The organism is Pseudomonas sp. UTLPPB19802, assembly GCF_059730225.1.
This window is the reverse complement of the sequence record NZ_AP048545.1, coordinates 687,892-704,311: the sequence shown is the minus strand read 5'-3', so window position 1 is coordinate 704,311 and position 16,420 is coordinate 687,892. Positions and strand designations below refer to the sequence as shown.

Below are 16,420 nucleotides of genomic sequence, written 5' to 3'. Positions count from 1 at the left end.
ACGGACGCCCTGCAATGAGCAGCGAAGAAGCCCAGCGCTGGAAAGAGAAGTACCTGAAGAGCATCGAGCAGCAGGAAAAGCTCGAACGGCGTTGGGACGCCCGTCTCGACCTGCTCCGACGCGGGCTGGTGCGCAGCACCTTGGCGGCCGAGGGTACCGACCGGGCGGTTGACCAGTGCATGAAGGAAATGCGCGAGGTGATCCGTACCGACGACATGGACGCAGCCCTGGCCAACTTGCTGCCGCGCCTGGAAAAAGCCGTACTCGACTCCGAGCAGCGCCGCGAAACGCGGGTCGAGCAGATGGGCACCGCGCTGACTGCGCTAGTGACCCAGTTGCAAACCCTGCCCCTGCCGCGAGATGTGCGCGGGCCGCTGAAGAAATTTGCCAAGCAGCTCGATGGACGTGTCGGGAACGCCCCCGAAATTCCCCTGCTGCTCAGCGAACTGAGCCAATTGCAGGGTAAGGTGCTGACGGAGCTGGAGCATCCTGCCGAGCCGGCCCGGCCCGGCCTGCTGCAACGGTTGTTCGGTGCGAAGGAGAATGCCGAGGGGAACGCTGAAACAGCTCCGGCACCACTGCCGTCGGTGGCCACAGCCCTCGCTGACAACGATAAGCCAGCCGAGCCCGTGGCAACAGCGGCCGAACCTGCCGTGCCCGTCGTCGTGCCCGTTGCCCAGCCGGCCGCCGTTGTCGAGACGACGGCGTCGGCGGTCGAGGTGCGAGCTGCGGCTGAGCCGGTTGACGAGCCAGTCGCCGAGCCTGAACCTGTGGCCGTGCCTGTCGAGGTGGCTGCATACAATCCTCCCGTGGTCGCGGCAGAGTCCGCCCCCTCGCCTGAGGTCAAGCCGGAGTCTGATGCACCTGCACCTGCACCTGCACCTGCGCAGGAGTCGGAGCCAGAGCCGGAACCTGCGTCGCCAGCCATCGCCACGCCTGTGCCTGAAGTGGCCCAGCCGACTGCGATGCAGGTCGAGCCGCGGGTTGAGCCCGTCGACCCGCCCGAAGTGGTGACTGCCGCGCCAGCACCCTCGCTGGCCTACCTCGACAGCCTGCCGCTACCGCCGGTGATGGCCGAGGCCCTGGCCGCCGTTCATCCGGAGGACAATGAGCAGGATGTGCTCTACGCTCTGCCGGAGTCGCCGGAACCGTCCTACAGTTCGGTGGCCGAGCACATCGAGTCGACCCTGCTTGGCCTGCTGGACGAGCTGTCGCTGCCCGAGCGTCACCAGCCCCACGCCGAGGCCATGCGCCACCGCCTCGAACATGGATTGAACTGGTATGAATTGCTGCCGATCCTCGATGATCTGGCGGTCTTGATGCTGGCGATCAATGACAGTGGCCAGCATGAGTTCGAGGTGTATCTCAAGCAGCTCAACGAGCGGCTGGAGTCCTTCCAGAGCAACCTGCGGGCAGCCAGTGAGGGCCATGCCGAGGGCCGCTCGGCAGCCAATAACCTGCACAGCCAGTTACGCGAGCACGTCGATGGGCTGCAGAGCAGCGTCCAGGCGGCCGCCGACCTCGACAGCCTCAAGAATGTGTTGGAGAACCGTCTTGAAGACCTGTTGGGCACCATGGACAAGCATCAGCAGGAACGTGATGTCCGTGAACAGGAAGTCGCGGCCCGCCTGCAGGGCCTGGCCGAGCGTGTCGCGCACATGGAGCAGGAAGCCCAGGGCTATCGCGACCACCTTGAGGAACAACGGCAGAAGGCCCTGATCGACCCGCTGACCGGCCTGCCGAACCGGGCCGCCTGGGGCGAACGCCTGGACCATGAAGTCGAGCAATGGCAACAACATGGCAATACCCTGTTGATTGCGATCCTCGACCTCGACCATTTCAAGCGCATCAACGACAGTTACGGCCACCTGGCTGGCGACAAGGTGCTGAAGATCATCGCTGCCGTGCTGCGCAAGAACCTGCGTGGCAGCGATTTCATCGCCCGATTCGGCGGCGAGGAGTTTGTCCTGCTGATGCCGGCAACGCCGGTGCCAGCAGGTCTCAAGCTGGCCGAGAACCTGCGGGCGGCCATCGAGGCCTGTCCGTTCCACTTCAAGGGTGAGCGGGTCACCATCACCGTTTCCCTGGGGGTTTCGGCGTTCAAGGCCGGTGAGCGTAGCGATCATGTGCTCAAAAGAGCCGATGAGGCCTTGTACCGGGCGAAAAATGCCGGGCGCAACCGGGTGGAACTGGGCTGACGGGGTATGCAGTTTTGTCACAGCGTCTTGCCCGGGCCAGTGTCGGCGGCCCGGGTAAGTTATCCTAGAGCGTTACTGCCCTGGTTTTCGTTACTCTCATGAAATTGCTCCCTCTTCTTCTCTCGGGCCTGTTGCTCGCGGGCTGCTCCAGCGGTCCGCGTATCGACACCAGCCATCCCTCGGTCAATCACGACAGCCGTGCCCAGTTCGTCATCGTCCACTACACCTCGGCGAACATGGAAAACTCGTTGCGCCTGCTGACCCACGGCCAAGTCAGCAGCCACTACCTGATCGGCGACAACAACCCGGCCACCATCTACAAGCTGGTGGACGAGAGCCAGCGCGCCTGGCATGCCGGGGAAAGCGAGTGGCAGGGGCGGACCTGGCTGAACTCCAGCTCCATCGGCATCGAGATCGTCAATCCGGGGTTCCGCGACACGCCCGCCGGGCGCGTCTGGTACCCCTACAGTGAAGCGCAGGTCCAGGCACTGATCGTCCTGCTCAAGGACATCGTCAAGCGCAACAATATCGAGCCGCGCCATGTGATCGGCCATAGCGATATCGCCCCGCAGCGCAAGCAGGACCCCGGTCCGCTGTTCCCCTGGAAGCGCCTGGCTGCCGAGGGGTTGGGCGTCTGGCCGAATGAGCAGGCAGTGGCGAACCAGCAGCAGGTGTATGCCTACCAACTGCCGAGTGCCAGCTGGTTCCAGCAGCAATTGCGGTACCTGGGCTATACCAGCACGCCGCAGACCGGCGACTGGGATGCGGAGACGCGGCATGCGCTGGTGGCGTTCCAGATGCATTTCCGACCATCGCGTTTCGATGGCGTGGCCGATGCGCAGACTGCGGCGATCCTGCAGGTGCTGAACAGGTCAAAATAACGTCACCGCCGGACGGTCCAGGCGATCTTGCCAATCAGTTGCTATAACTCATTGGTAATCCTTCGGATATTGCATGATGCCGGCCGCCCGCGAGACGTTGCGCTCCTGGTTCCATCGTCCCTGGTCGCAGGCGTCCCTGGCTGCTCTGCTTAGTGCCATTTTGTTGCTGAGTGGCAGCCTGGTCGTGGTGGTGCGCCAGGTACGGCTGCAGGAAAGCGAGCAGATGAATGCCCAGGGCCAGCGCTTTCTCGAACGCCTTGAGCAACTGTTCGGTCAGTTGCGCGAAGGCCTCGATGTGCTCGAAGCACAGCCGCTGCGCGGTTGCGACGGGCGGATGATCGAAACCCTGCAGCAGTTGAGTTTCAGCTACCGGTTCATCTACGAAGCTTCCTATATCGGTCCCGCCCAGTCCTGTTCCAACTGGCCGCGCCAGGACCCGGAAGCCTCTTTCCGCGAACCGGACATCCGGGGCCGGACCTACAGCTACTGGCTCAATACCTCGTCCGAGCCTAACGACAACCTGGCGACGCTGATGCTGGGACGCGGCAATTTCAGGGTTTCGACGTCCCGTGGCCACCTGAGCGATGTTGTCGAGTTGCCGCCCGGCGCGAGCCTGCTGGTGGTGGTCAATCATGGCCGACGGGCGATCCCGGTCCTCGGGCCCCTGCAGGACTGGCCACCACAGGGTTGGACGCCGAGGGCCGGCGACTCGTTGCTGATCACCGATCGGCAGCTGATCTATCGCATGCCGACCAGCACCCCGGAGTACCAGTTGGTGATGGTTGCGCCACGCCAACTGATGCAACTGCGCTTCAACCCGTTGTGGTGGTGGCTGTTGCCCGCGAGCCTGCTGGTCGCCACCTGCGTTGGTGGCCTGACCCTGCAGCTCGCCCGGCAGCGCCAGTCGCTCAACGGCGAGTTGCAGGGAGCGTTGCGCCGCGGTGAGTTGCAGGTGCTTTACCAGCCGATCTTCGACCTGGGCAGTCGGCATTGTGTCGGCGCCGAGGCGCTGGTGCGCTGGCGCCGCCCGGACGGGACGCTGACCAGCCCGGACCTGTTCATACCGCTGGCGGAAGACACCGGGCAGATCCGCCAGATCACCGACTTCGTCCTGCAGCGCCTGCTGGAACAGCTCGGACGACTGTTGCGGGCCAATCCGCAGTTGTACATTTCGGTCAACCTGGCGGCTTGTGATGTGATGGTTCCACGTATCGGCGAGGTGATCGCCCGGCTGCTGCGGGCGTACCGGGTATCGCCCCGGCAGATCGCCTTCGAGGTGACCGAGCGTGGCCTGGTCGATGTGGTGGTGGCGCGGGACAATCTCCAGGCCCTGCGCGACGTCGGGCACCAGGTACTGATCGATGATTTCGGCACGGGTTACTGCAGCCTCGCCTATCTGCAGACGCTGCCGGTGGATTGCCTGAAGATCGACAAGGCATTCATCGACGCCCTCGGCCATGACGCGGCCAGCAGCGGAGTGGCGCCGCATATCATCCGGATGGCCCACGCCCTGAAGTTGCGGGTGATAGCCGAAGGCATCGAGTACGAGTCCCAGGCCATGCTGCTCAGCAGCGAAGGCGTCAGCTATGGCCAGGGCTGGCTGTTCGCCCAGGCGCTGACGGCCGTGCAGTTCATCGAGATGATCAGCCGGGGCCGGCGTTTGAATGCTCGCCGGCTGAATGACGAAGCCTAGGGCGCCTAGATGGGCAGCGCCATGTAGAACTGCGTGCCCTGCCCCGGCCGTGAATAGACGCCCATGCGTCCACCGTGCAGCTGGACGATCTCCTTGCACAGGGCCAGCCCGAGACCGGCACCGCCCTTCTTGCGCCCCACCTGGACAAAGGGCTCGAAGATGCGCCCCTGTTGGCCGTACGCAATACCTTCGCCATTGTCTTCGACGCTGATGATCACACGTTCGCCATGTCGCCGTGCCTGCAGGCGGATCAGCCCGTCCCTGGCAGTGTGGCGCAAGGCGTTGGCCAGCAGGTTATCGAGTACTCGCTCCAATTGGGCGTGGTCCGCATGCAGGCGCGGTAACGGTGGCTGGGTCTCGATCTGCAACTCGATGCCCTGGCTGAGCGCCTGTTCGGTGTAGCGCTGCCGGGCGCTTTCCAGCAACTGATCGATGTCGCATGGGGCCAGGGTGAGTTTCTGCAAGCCGTTCTGGTAACGCGAGAAGTTCAGCAGGTCGTTGATCAGCTGCATCAGGCGCTGCATCTCTTCGGTGACCGTGTTCAGCAGGTCCGCTTCCCGCGATTCGGGGTCGAAGTGCACGCGTTCCTGCAGGAGTCCGAAGGCCATGTGCATGCCAGTCACAGGGGTGCGCAGCTCATGGGAGGCGCGCAGGACGAACTCGCTGCGCACGCGCTCGAAGGCGCGCTGTTCGGTGACGTCGTGCAGCACCATCACGGCACCCAGGATATGGCCCTGGGGATGGCTGACCGGCGTCAGGCTGTAGGTCAGCAGGCGCGATTCGCCGTCGACTTCGAACTCGAGGTCTTCCGGTGCCCGCTCCAGGCTGCCACCACGCAGGATCAGGCTCAGTTGCTCATCGAGTTCCGGTCGCCCCAGGGCTTCGCCCAGGCCCTGGCCGAGGCGTGCGGCGTCCCAGCCCAGTTGGCGCTGGGCGACCGGGTTGAGGTGTTCCAGTTGGCCCTGGCGATCAATCATCAGCAAGCCGTCGTCGATGCTGTCGAGCACCGATTGCAACCGCTGCTGGCCAGCCATCAATTCGTCCACGTTGGTGGCCTGGTGCTCGCGCAGAGCCTGGGCCATGAGCCCGAAACGCCGGGTCAGCAGGTTCATTTCGCTGGCCGAGGAAATTGGCAGGGTGACATCGAAGTCGCCCTGACCGACGCGGTCGGCCGCCTTGGCGAGTGCCTCGATCGGTGCACCGAAGCGTCGGGCGATACCGTGGGCGGTGATGAAACCGATGATCAGCACCGCGAGGGCCACCAGGCCGAGTGATCCGGCAATCAGCAAGGCGCGGTTGCGGGCCGCGCTTTCGGCGATACTGAACGAGTCCAGTGTCTGTTTATGCTCGGCGATCAGGCCATTGCGCAGGGTATTGAAACTGCTGGTCAGCTCCTGGTTGCCAGCCTGACCGCTACGAAAGCGTTCGAAGACCTGCAGGAAATTCTCGTAGTCGACCCGGGCCTGGGCGAAACGCCCGCGGACATCCTCGTCCTGCTCCTGCTCGATGCCCTCGCTCAGCAGTTGTTCATAACGCGTGCGTGCGGTCTGCAAGGCCTCCAGGTCGGGCTTTTCGTTGAGCATGATGACCCACTGGTCGCCCAGGCTCTGGCGCAGCTTGAGCCCCAGGTCCAGCGTGGCAAAGTTCTCGTGGATCAGGGATTCCTGGCTCTTGGCCATTTGCGTCACGCTGACCAGTCCCAGCAGCAATCCCAGCAAGGCCACCGTGATCAGTGCCGAAATGCTCAGGAACAGTCGGGTGCGCAGCTTCATCGCAAGCTTCATGGGGCATAGCTCACAGGTTGTACTGTTTGCGTTTGCGATACAGCGTCGAAGCATCGATACCCAGGGTGCGGGCGGCTTGGTCGAGGGTATCGCTGGTGGCTAGCACGGCGCCGATGTGGGCTTTCTCCAGTTCGTCCAGGCTCATCGGCGCGCCAATGCGCGGAGCGTTGTTGGTCGGTTGCTCCCCCATGCCCAGATGGCCGATTTCCACGCGCTCCTGAGGGCAGATGATGCTGGCGCGCTCGATCACGTTGCGCAACTCGCGGATGTTGCCGGGCCAGCGATAGTTGACCAGCGCCTCGCGGGCCTCCTCGCTGAAGCCGCGTGCCGGCCGGGCGTATTCCTTGACGAAACGCGCGAGGAAGCGGTCGGCCAGGGCCAGGATGTCCTCGCTGCGCTCGCGCAGGGGCGGCAGGTGCAGGGTGATGACGTTGAGTCGGTAGAGCAGGTCCTCGCGGAAACGCCCTTCGCGGACCATGTCTTCCAGGTTCAGGTTGGTAGCGGCGAGGATGCGCACATCGGCGCGGCGGGTCACCGGGTCGCCGACCCGCTCATATTCCTTGTCCTGGATGAAGCGCAGCAGCTTGGGTTGCAGGGTCAGCGGGAAATCGCCGATTTCATCGAGGAACAGCGTACCGCCATCGGCCTGGTTGACCCGGCCAAGGGTGCTCTCGCTGGCGCCGGTGAAGGCACCGCGGCTGTGGCCGAACAGTTCGCTTTCCATCAGCTCGGCGGTCAGCGACGGGCAGTTGATGGTGACGCAGGATTTCTTCGCGCGTTTGCTCCAGCCGTGAATGGCCCGGGCCAGCTCGCCCTTGCCGGTGCCGGACTCGCCGAGAATCAGGATGTTGGCGTCGGTGCCGGCGACCTGGCGGGCGGTTTCCAGGACCACCATCATTGCCGGGCTGTGTGAATCGAGGCCGTCCTTGGGTTTACGTACTTCGCCTTCGAGCGCTTCAAGGCGTGCCGACAGTTGGCGGACTTCCAACTGCTTGGCCGTGGCCAGGCGGAGCTGGTCGGGGCTGCACGGCTTTACCAGGTAGTCCGCGGCGCCCGCCTGGATCGCATCGACAGCGGTGTCGACGGCCGAATGGGCGGTGACGATCACCACGCGCATCCAGGGTGCCTGGATACGCATCTGGGCGAGCACATCGAGCCCATTGTCCTCGCCCAGGCGCAGGTCGAGGAAGCACAGGTCGAACACCTGGCGTTGCAGCAGGGTGTCGGCCTGCGCGGCACTGTTCGCGGTGGCGACGCTATAGCCTTCGTCCTCCAGGCAGTAGCGAAAGGTGCGAAGGATGGCGGACTCGTCATCCACCAGCAGAATACGGCCTTGGTGTTCCGGGGCTGATTCCATGACCCGCGCTCCTTATATATGAATGTTCCCGATGGACCCCGGGTCGATGTTGGGCAGCCTGCCGGGTCCGTCCTGACCGGGACCCTGGCGATGCAGGGTAACCATCCCTGCAGCTGATTGCTAACCCGCTGATTTGGGGAATTTTTTGCTGTCTCTGCTTCCGACAACCGACATTCCGGCAAATTCCGGCGTTTTTTCCGCCGTCTTGTTACAGCATCTTAGGCGGTGTGTCATGGGCCTGTCGTGCATTGTGCACGACTGCAAATGGGTGATCGTGCAGGATGCTGTCCGGGCTGTTCGATATTTGTTTATAAGGCACTGATTTTATTGGATTTTTTCTGACAAAAAAATTGGCATGCGCCCTGCAATATACCTCCTACGCAAGGTTGGACCGGCCCACCGCCGCTCCAGCCAGGAATAAAGATAAAGACAGTGTCGGAGGAGTTTCAGGATGAATCGCCAACTTGCCGCCCCAATGCGTCTCTCGTCGCTACATGTTCAGCAAGGGCTTTTCGCGCTCCTCGCGTTGTTTGTCACCTTGGTGGTCGGCCAGGCATTCATGCGCTGGAGCCAGCCGGCAGTCGAGCATCATCGCGTGTTCTTCCAGGCCCCCGTTCAAACCCATTTCAGTGCCATCGGCAATGAGTCAGGCACTGGCGACCGCGTCGCCTACAGCCTGACGCCGGTGGAGCAGGCCGAACCGCTGGACGAACTGCCACGGCAGGAACGTTGGGTGTTCTAGGCAACACGCACAGGCCAGGCGGCCTGTGTGACAACTCGCAGTAGAGAGTAAAAGGCAGCAGCCAAAAATCGCAGGATAAAGGTAAGGAGAGTCATCATGTTGAGCTGGGCAATCACATTCCTGATCATTGCCATTGTCGCCGCGGTACTGGGCTTCGGTGGTATCGCCGGCACCGCCACGGGTATCGCCAAGATTCTCTTTGTCGTATTCCTGGTGATGTTCATTGCATCGTTCCTCTTCGGCCGTCGCGGTCGGGGCTGACATGTTCAATCCCACCCTGAAGGTCTTGGCCGCTGCCCTGTTGCTGGGCAGTGGGGCCTCGGCCCTGGCGGCCAACGATGGGCAGGCGCGGGCCAATGAGCTATTGAGTACGGCGCCTGAATATCGCGAGCCCTGGCAGAAGGTCGTGCAAAAGGAAGAGCGCCTGCCGGAATGGGTCATGAACCTGTCGGGCAGCGCCGAGCAGATGAACGCGGTCGAAGAGGATGGCGACCCCTACCTTGTGGGTCCGCTGTGCGAAACCGCAGACAGTTGCCGCAACAAGCGCCTGATCGTTGCCTTCAGTCTCGACAAGGCCCATGCCTACGCCATGCTGGTGGAGGTACCAGCGGGGTTGCCGGCCGACAAGTCGCCGACCCGTCATGCCGAATACCGTTTCCTCGGCAAGCCTGATGAAGGCATGCAGGGGCTGTTGAAGGAGCAACTCAAGAAGGATCCGAACTGGTATTGAGTTCGGCGGATTGAAAGAGCAGGAACTCATCATGAGTTCCTACCCCTGCATCGCCCGAGGACGGCGAATGCATGACCAGGGGGCCGGGATGCTTTGATTGTTACAGGATCGGAGTGACCTACGGGTACAGGGAGTGCCTGCGCAAGGGCCGGGTCAGGTGAAGGCAGCAGTTGGCAAACCGTCGGGCGGACCCTGCCGTTTGCCGCTGCCGCCTACTTATGTCGTTCGAACATTAAGTGCAAATTAGTATCGGATCGTCCACCCGCTGCAACCGTATATCCAGAAAAACCTTTTCCCATTGTTCTGGTCAAAGCCCGTTTTTGTAGGGTTTTTCGAAAACCATCAGGCTATTTTATTCATCCCCCGAGTGATACTAATCGCTCTGTGATGGCCGGATTACGGCCATCAGGACGGCAGAAATGTCCTCTTTCCCCACCGTTCAACGAACCTATTGTCGGACAAAACCTATGCCGATTCGGCATGGGGTAGACGGTTACGGCATTAGACGCGCCTCCCCTGCACCGCAATAGTTGCGCCTTTTTTCGCCAGCCAGAGAGCTTTTGGGCGTCTGGCGGTGACCTTCCATGGAGGGCAGATGGGTACTTCCCGCATGCCTGGGCGTGCTGGCAGGACGCATTTGCCCAAGTCCACTTGAAGCAAGGGTAAACAAGATGAAGAAGGCAAAGCTCAGCCTCGCCTGGCAGATCCTCATCGGTCTGGTACTGGGGATTGCACTCGGTGCGCTGCTCAACCATTTCAGTGCGGAAAAGGCCTGGTGGATCAGTAATGTGCTGCAACCGGCGGGCGATATCTTCATTCGCCTGATCAAGATGATCGTCATCCCGATCGTCATTTCCTCGCTGATCGTCGGCATCGCCGGTGTCGGTGATGCCAAGCAGCTGGGGCGCATCGGTCTCAAGACCATCATCTACTTCGAGATCGTCACCACCATCGCCATTCTCGTCGGCCTGGTGCTGGCCAACGTGTTCCACCCGGGCACCGGCATCGACATGAGCACGCTGGGCACCGTGGACATCTCCAAGTACAAGGCCACCGTCGCCGAAGTACAGCATGAGCACGCGTTCATCGAGACCATCCTCAACCTGATCCCGTCGAACATCATCGCCGCCATGGCGCGTGGCGAGATGCTGCCGATCATCTTCTTCTCGGTGATTTTCGGCCTCGGCCTGTCGAGCCTGCAGGCCGAACTGCGCGACCCGCTGGTGAAGATGTTCCAGGGCGTCTCGGAAACCATGTTCAAGGTCACCCACATGATCATGAACTACGCACCGATCGGTGTGTTCGCCCTGATCGCCGTGACCGTGGCCAACTTCGGCTTCGCCTCGCTGCTGCCGCTGGCCAAGCTGGTGGTGCTGGTCTACGTCGCGGTCTTCCTGTTCGCCTTTGTGGTGCTCGGGCTGATCGCCCGTCTGTTCGGCTTTTCGGTGATCAGGCTGATGCGCATCTTCAAGGACGAGCTGATCCTGGCCTATTCCACCGCCAGCTCGGAAACCGCCTTGCCGCGGATCATCGAGAAGATGGAAGCCTATGGCGCGCCGAAGGCCATCTGCAGCTTCGTGGTGCCGACCGGCTACTCGTTCAACCTCGACGGCTCGACCCTCTATCAGAGCATCGCGGCGATCTTCATTGCCCAGCTCTACGGCATCGACATGTCGATCAGCCAGCAACTGCTGCTGGTAGTGACCCTGATGGTCACCTCCAAGGGCATCGCCGGCGTACCAGGTGTTTCCTTCGTGGTGCTGCTGGCCACCCTGGGCAGCGTCGGCATTCCGCTGGAAGGCCTGGCCTTCATTGCCGGTGTCGACCGCATCATGGACATGGCGCGTACTGCCCTGAACGTGATCGGCAACGCCCTGGCCGCCCTGGTCATCGCCCGTTGGGAAGGCCTGTACGACGATGCCAAGGGTGAGCGCTACTGGAACTCGCTGCCGCACTGGCGCAGCAAGGCCTGACCGCCGCTCTTCGACAAACCCCGGATTTTCCGGGGTTTGTTGTTTCTGGCCCGACCGTTATCATTCGCCGCATATTCCAGGAGTTTTTCCGATGCTCAATGGCCTGTGGCTTGGCTTTTTCGTGGTGGCGACCGTTTCGGCGCTGGCGCAATGGCTGGTGGGTGGCAATGCCGCAATCTTCGCCAGCATGGTCGAAAGTATCTTCGCCATGGCCAAGCTGTCGGTGGAGGTCATGGTCCTGCTGTTCGGCACCCTGACCCTCTGGCTGGGTTTCCTGCGCATCGCCGAAAAGGCCGGTATCGTCGACTGGCTGGCCAAGGCCCTCGGCCCGCTGTTCAGCCGGCTGATGCCCGAGGTGCCTCGGGGCCATCCAGCCATTGGCCTGATCACCCTCAACTTCGCTGCCAACGGCCTCGGCCTGGACAACGCTGCCACGCCCATCGGCCTGAAAGCCATGCGTGCGTTGCAGGAGCTCAATCCGAGCCAGACGGTGGCGAGCAATGCGCAGATCCTGTTCCTGGTGCTCAACGCTTCGTCGCTGACCCTGCTGCCGGTGACCATCTTCATGTACCGCGCCCAGCAGGGCGCGCCGGACCCGACCCTGGTGTTCCTGCCGATCCTGCTGGCGACCAGCGCCTCGACCCTGGTCGGCCTGCTGTCGGTGGCGGTGATGCAGCGCCTGCGCCTGTGGGACCCGGTGGTGCTGGCCTACCTGGTGCCGGGGGCGCTGATCCTCGGTGGCTTCATGGCGGTGTTGGCCGGGTTGTCGGCCACGGCGCTGGCGAGCCTGTCGTCGATCCTCGGCAACCTGACGCTGTTCGGCCTGATCATGCTGTTCCTGGTGATCGGGGCCTTGCGCAAGGTGAAGGTCTACGAGGCTTTTGTTGAAGGTGCGAAGGAAGGCTTCGATGTGGCGAAGAACCTGCTGCCGTACCTGGTGGCGATGCTCTGCGCCATCGGCGTGCTGCGGGCTTCCGGGGCACTGGACTTCGGCCTCGACGGCATCCGCCACCTGGTGCAGTGGGCCGGTTGGGACGCGCGCTTCGTCGATGCGCTGCCGACGGCGATGGTCAAGCCGTTCTCCGGCAGTGCCGCGCGGGCGATGCTGATCGAGACCATGAAGACCCAGGGCGTGGACAGCTTCCCGGCCCTGGCGGCGGCGACCATCCAGGGCAGCACCGAGACCACCTTCTATGTGCTGGCCGTGTACTTCGGTGCAGTGAACATCCAGCGCGCCCGCCATGCGGTGGGCTGTGCCCTGCTGGCGGAACTGGCCGGGGTGATCGCGGCGATCGGGGTCTGTTACTGGTTCTTCGGCTGAGGCCTGCCGCGGTGTTCGCTCCTTGGAGGATGCTGGCTGGCTAACTGGCTATGAGTGACTGAGTGGCGAGCGGGCTTGCCCGCGCTGGGCCGCGAAGCGGCCCTGAAACCGGCATGCATGTCCTGCCTGATACAACGCGGTAGCCGATTCGCGGCTGCCTTGCAGCCGAGCGCGGGCAAGCCCGCTCGCCACAAAAGCCCTCAGTGGCCGGGGTCTCAGCGTTTGGCTGAAGCCTCGCCCTGCTGCACCGCCCAGCCAATCACCTGCCCCGTCAGCCTGTCGCCAGCCTGGCCGAAACTGGCGACCACCGCAGACACCTGCTTGTCGCCCAGTGGCTGGCGCACTTCGAAGCGACGGCTGGCGAGAATCCGCTGGTCGCTGTCACGTACCAGTCGCGCATCGAAACGGATCACCACCTCGGCGGCCTGCCCGTGGTATTCGGTCTGGAACGCCTGCAATTCACCACCCAGTTCGAAGTCCGCCCGCAGGTTGCTATCGTCGGTGCTCAGCAAGCGTACCCGCCCGTCACGCTGGAAGGCATCGAGAAGGCGGTTGCGCAGCAGTACCGGCGCGGGGTCGCTCCAGCGCGAGGCCTTGTAGTGGCTGAGCAGGTCACCGTGTGGAATCACGGCGATGTTCGGGCTGTTCAAGGCCTCGCCGGCAATCGGCTTGGCGAGGCGCAACGACCACTCGACCGGCTGGACCGCCGGCGCGGCCAGGCTGCCCTGGGCGGTCGGCAGCCGGTAGACGTCCACCGGCTCGGCCTCGGGCAGGATCGAGCAGGCACTGCCCAGGGCCAGGCCGGCGATCAGGGTCAGGTGGCTCAGGGCACGACGGGCAAGCCTCATGGGGTGAATTCCTTGTTCTGGTCACGGCCCAGCAGGTAGCCGCTGGGGTTGGCGTTCAGGCGTTGCGACACGGTCTTCAGGCTGCCCAGGGTTTCACGCAGTTCGCGGATTGCCGGCGCCAGTTCGTTGAGCCCCTGCAGGCCGCTGTTGACCGAATCCTGGTTGTTGGCGAGCAGCTTGTTGAGGGTTGCGCTGCTCTGTTCCAGCGACTGCATGGCCCGCTCGGCACTGCCCAGGGCCTGGGTGCCCTGGTTGTCGAGCAGGTGGTTGGCATTGCGCATCAGTTGCGAGGTCTGCTCCAGGGTACCGCTGACCTGCTTGCTGACCTGGGTCATCTGCTGCAGTACCTGGCGGATGTCATCGCGCTGGCTGGCGATGGCACCGGTGGTCTGTTGCAGGTTGTCCAGGGTCTTGCCGACGTTTTCCACATTCTCCCGGGAGAACAGCGCGTTGGCGTTATGCAGCAGCAGGTTCACGCCACTCATCAGGTCGCTGCTGTCGTTCAGCAGGCGGGAGATCGGCGACGGACTGGCGACGATCTCCGGCAGCTTGCCGTCCTTGCCCTTGAGCTCGGGGCTCTGCGGAGTGCCGCCGCTGAGCTGGATCAGCGAGGTGCCGGTGATCCCGGTCAGGGCCAGCTTGGCGCGCGTGTCTTCCTTGATCGGGGTGTCGCCGACCAGGCGGATGCGTGCCAGTACCCGGCGCGGGTCCTTGGGGTCGAGGCTCAGTTGCAGCACGTCGCCAACCTTGATCCCGCTGTACTGCACCGGGCTGCCACGAGATAAGCCGCTGACGGCCTCGTTGAAGACCACTTCGTAGTCCTTGAACGCGGTATCGACGCTGGACTTGGCCAGCCACAGGCCGAAGAGCAGTGCGCCAAGCACCACCACTACGCTGAACAGGCCGATCATCACATGATGGGCACGGGTTTCCATCTTATCCCTCCTTGAGCGGTGTTGCCGCAGCGTAGGCGGCGCGGCCTCGTGGGCCGTGGAAGTATTCGTGAATCCAGGGGTCGTCGGTTTCGGCGACCCGTTCGATGGCGTCGGCCACCCGTACGCGTTTCTGCGCCAGCACCGCGACCCGGTCGGTGATGGTGTAGAGGGTGTCGAGATCGTGGGTGATCAGGAACACACTCAGGCCAAGGGCGTCGCGCAGTGTCAGGATCAGTTGGTCGAAGGCGGCAGCGCCGATCGGGTCGAGGCCGGCGGTGGGCTCGTCGAGAAACAGGATGTCCGGGTCCAGGGCCAGGGCTCGGGCCAGGGCGGCGCGCTTGATCATGCCGCCGGAGAGCGAGGCCGGGTACTTGTTGGCGGCCGACAGCGGCAGGCCGGCCAGTGCCAGTTTCACGCAGGCCAGGTGCTCGGCGTCGGCCCGGCTGAGCCCGGCGTGTTCGATCAGCGGCAGGGCGACGTTCTCGACCACTGTCAGCGAAGAAAACAGTGCGCCCTGTTGGAACAGCACGCCAAAACGGCGCTCGATCTGCGACCTGTCCCGTTCCGGCAGGCTCGGCAGGTCCTGGCCGAACACCCGTACCTGGCCTTCACTGGGGCGGCGCAGGCCGATGATGCTGCGCATCAGCACCGACTTGCCGGTGCCGGAGCCGCCGACCACCGCCATGATCTCGCCTTTGTACAGGTCGAGGTCGAGATGCTCGTGCACGCTCTGCGAGCCGAAGCGATTGCACAACCCACGAACCTCGATCACCGCCTCGCTGGGCGGTCGCGCTACCCGGCTCACCAGCCCATCTCCATGAAGAACAGCGCGGCGACGGCGTCGAGCACGATGACGATAAAGATCGACTGGACCACGCTGGAGGTGGTGTGGGCACCGACCGATTCGGCACTGCCGCTGACCTTGAAGCCTTCCAGGCAACCCACGGCGGCGATCAGGAAGGCGAAGAATGGCGCCTTCACCAGGCCCACCAGAAAATGTTGGATACCGATGTCGGCCTGCAGCAGCGAGAGGAACATCGCCGGCGAGATGCCCAGCGACATGGCACAGACCACACCACCACCGACGATCCCGCAGATCATGGCGAGGAAGGTCAGCATCGGCAGCGCGATCAGCAGCGCCAGCACCCGTGGTAGCACCAGCAGTTCCATGGGGTCCAGGCCGAGGGTGCGGATGGCGTCGATTTCCTCGTTGGCCTTCATCGAACCGATCTGCGCGGTAAAGGCGCTGGCGGTGCGGCCGGCCATCAGAATCGCGGTCAGCAGTACGCCGAACTCACGCAGGAAGGAGAACGCCACCAGGTCCACGGTAAAGATGCTGGCGCCGAAACTGGCCAGGACCGTCGCGCCGAGAAACGCCACCACGGCGCCGACCAGGAAGGTCAGCAGGGCGATGATCGGTGCGGCATCGAGGCCGGTTTGCTCGATATGCGCGACCATCGGCGTGAGTCGCCAGCGCGACGGCCGCAGCAGGCCGCGCGCGAGGGTTTCGAGGATCAGGCCAACGAAGCCGAGCAGTTGCTGGGTGTCCTGCCAGACCTTGTCCACCGCCCGGCCGATCCGTTCGAGCAGTTGCATGCCGGCGGCCTGCTCCGGTTCCTTGACCGGCTCGCAGAAGTCGGTCAGCGAACAGTAGACGGTCTGCAGCAGCGCCCTATCGGCGGCGGACAGGTGATCGCTCTGCTCGGTCAGTTGCCCGAGGCGCTGGGCGCCCAGCAGCTCCACCAGCAGCGAGGCGCCGGCAGTGTCGAGCGCGCCCAACTGCTCCAGGTCGACGGTGGTGCTGGCGTCGTAGTGACCGAGCAATGCGGCGCAGCGACGTTTCAATTCGTTGTAGTGGGCCAGCGTCCAGTCGCCACTGACCCGCAGGCGTGCGGGTGTCGTCGAGGTGTCCAGCTGGGCGTTGCCGGCCGTCGTGCTGATGATCATGAGCTTCCGGG

The 16,420-nt window shown here is 63.5% G+C and carries 14 protein-coding genes; 8 read left to right on the top strand and 6 right to left on the bottom strand.

What is annotated here, in order from left to right; all coding sequences use genetic code 11:
* The first annotated feature begins 14 nt into the window (after nt 1-14).
* The 3 genes from AC6I6U_RS03090 (at nt 15) to AC6I6U_RS03080 (ending at nt 4,772) form a co-directional block, all read left to right on the top strand.
* Nucleotides 15-2,198 carry a GGDEF domain-containing protein gene (locus tag AC6I6U_RS03090; protein WP_497880600.1) on the top strand — a complete coding sequence of 728 codons (2,184 nt, stop codon included), beginning with the start codon at nt 15-17 and terminating at the stop codon, nt 2,196-2,198.
* Nucleotides 2,199-2,296: 98 nt separating this feature from the next.
* Complete coding sequence (locus AC6I6U_RS03085) at nt 2,297-3,079, top strand: N-acetylmuramoyl-L-alanine amidase (RefSeq protein ID WP_497880599.1); 783 nt, start codon at nt 2,297-2,299, stop codon at nt 3,077-3,079.
* Nucleotides 3,080-3,155: 76 nt separating this feature from the next.
* Nucleotides 3,156-4,772 carry an EAL domain-containing protein gene (locus AC6I6U_RS03080; protein ID WP_497882972.1) on the top strand — a complete coding sequence of 539 codons (1,617 nt, stop codon included), beginning with the start codon at nt 3,156-3,158 and terminating at the stop codon, nt 4,770-4,772.
* Nucleotides 4,773-4,777: 5 nt separating this feature from the next.
* On the opposite strand, the gene AC6I6U_RS03075 is transcribed toward AC6I6U_RS03080, so the two are convergent.
* Both AC6I6U_RS03075 and algB read right to left on the bottom strand, forming a co-directional pair.
* On the bottom strand, nt 4,778-6,556 hold the full coding sequence (locus AC6I6U_RS03075) for a KinB sensor domain-containing domain (RefSeq protein WP_497880598.1): 1,779 nt from the start codon (nt 6,554-6,556) through the stop codon (nt 4,778-4,780).
* A 10-nt stretch (nt 6,557-6,566) separates the two neighbouring features.
* Nucleotides 6,567-7,913 carry a sigma-54-dependent response regulator transcription factor AlgB gene (algB, locus tag AC6I6U_RS03070; protein ID WP_497880597.1) on the bottom strand — a complete coding sequence of 449 codons (1,347 nt, stop codon included), beginning with the start codon at nt 7,911-7,913 and terminating at the stop codon, nt 6,567-6,569.
* A 451-nt stretch (nt 7,914-8,364) separates the two neighbouring features.
* Here algB and AC6I6U_RS03065 point away from each other — a divergent pair, with 451 nt between their 5' ends.
* From AC6I6U_RS03065 to AC6I6U_RS03045, 5 genes are all read left to right on the top strand, one after another.
* A complete protein-coding gene (locus AC6I6U_RS03065; protein WP_497880596.1) occupies nt 8,365-8,655 on the top strand; it encodes a hypothetical protein in 291 nt (96 codons plus the stop codon).
* 96 nt (nt 8,656-8,751) lie between these two features.
* Nucleotides 8,752-8,916, top strand: coding sequence for a DUF1328 domain-containing protein (locus AC6I6U_RS03060; protein ID WP_017902664.1), 165 nt, complete (start codon nt 8,752-8,754; stop codon nt 8,914-8,916).
* 1 nt (nt 8,917) lies between these two features.
* Entirely contained in the window at nt 8,918-9,385 is a 468-nt protein-coding gene (locus AC6I6U_RS03055; protein WP_497880595.1) for an inhibitor of vertebrate lysozyme family protein, read from the top strand.
* A gap of 671 nt (nt 9,386-10,056) precedes the next feature.
* Entirely contained in the window at nt 10,057-11,358 is a 1,302-nt protein-coding gene (gene gltP / locus AC6I6U_RS03050; protein WP_497880594.1) for a glutamate/aspartate:proton symporter GltP, read from the top strand.
* Nucleotides 11,359-11,449: 91 nt separating this feature from the next.
* A complete protein-coding gene (locus tag AC6I6U_RS03045; protein ID WP_497880593.1) occupies nt 11,450-12,679 on the top strand; it encodes a nucleoside recognition domain-containing protein in 1,230 nt (409 codons plus the stop codon).
* 215 nt (nt 12,680-12,894) lie between these two features.
* Here the strand turns inward: AC6I6U_RS03045 and AC6I6U_RS03040 are convergent, their stop codons facing one another.
* From AC6I6U_RS03040 to AC6I6U_RS03025, 4 genes are read right to left on the bottom strand one after another with little or no spacing between them, the layout of a single operon-like run.
* Nucleotides 12,895-13,527, bottom strand: coding sequence for an ABC-type transport auxiliary lipoprotein family protein (locus AC6I6U_RS03040; RefSeq protein ID WP_497880592.1), 633 nt, complete (start codon nt 13,525-13,527; stop codon nt 12,895-12,897).
* On the bottom strand, nt 13,524-14,462 hold the full coding sequence (locus tag AC6I6U_RS03035) for an MlaD family protein (RefSeq protein WP_497880591.1): 939 nt from the start codon (nt 14,460-14,462) through the stop codon (nt 13,524-13,526). Before AC6I6U_RS03035 ends, AC6I6U_RS03040 begins: the two co-directional genes overlap by 4 nt.
* 1 nt (nt 14,463) lies before the next feature.
* Complete coding sequence (locus AC6I6U_RS03030) at nt 14,464-15,267, bottom strand: ABC transporter ATP-binding protein (protein ID WP_497880590.1); 804 nt, start codon at nt 15,265-15,267, stop codon at nt 14,464-14,466.
* The gene (locus AC6I6U_RS03025; protein ID WP_497880589.1) at nt 15,264-16,409 is read right to left on the bottom strand and encodes an ABC transporter permease; all 1,146 of its coding nucleotides are present in this window, start codon (nt 16,407-16,409) and stop codon (nt 15,264-15,266) included. The genes AC6I6U_RS03030 and AC6I6U_RS03025 overlap by 4 nt, the downstream gene beginning before the upstream one ends.
* Nucleotides 16,410-16,420 lie beyond the last annotated feature (11 nt).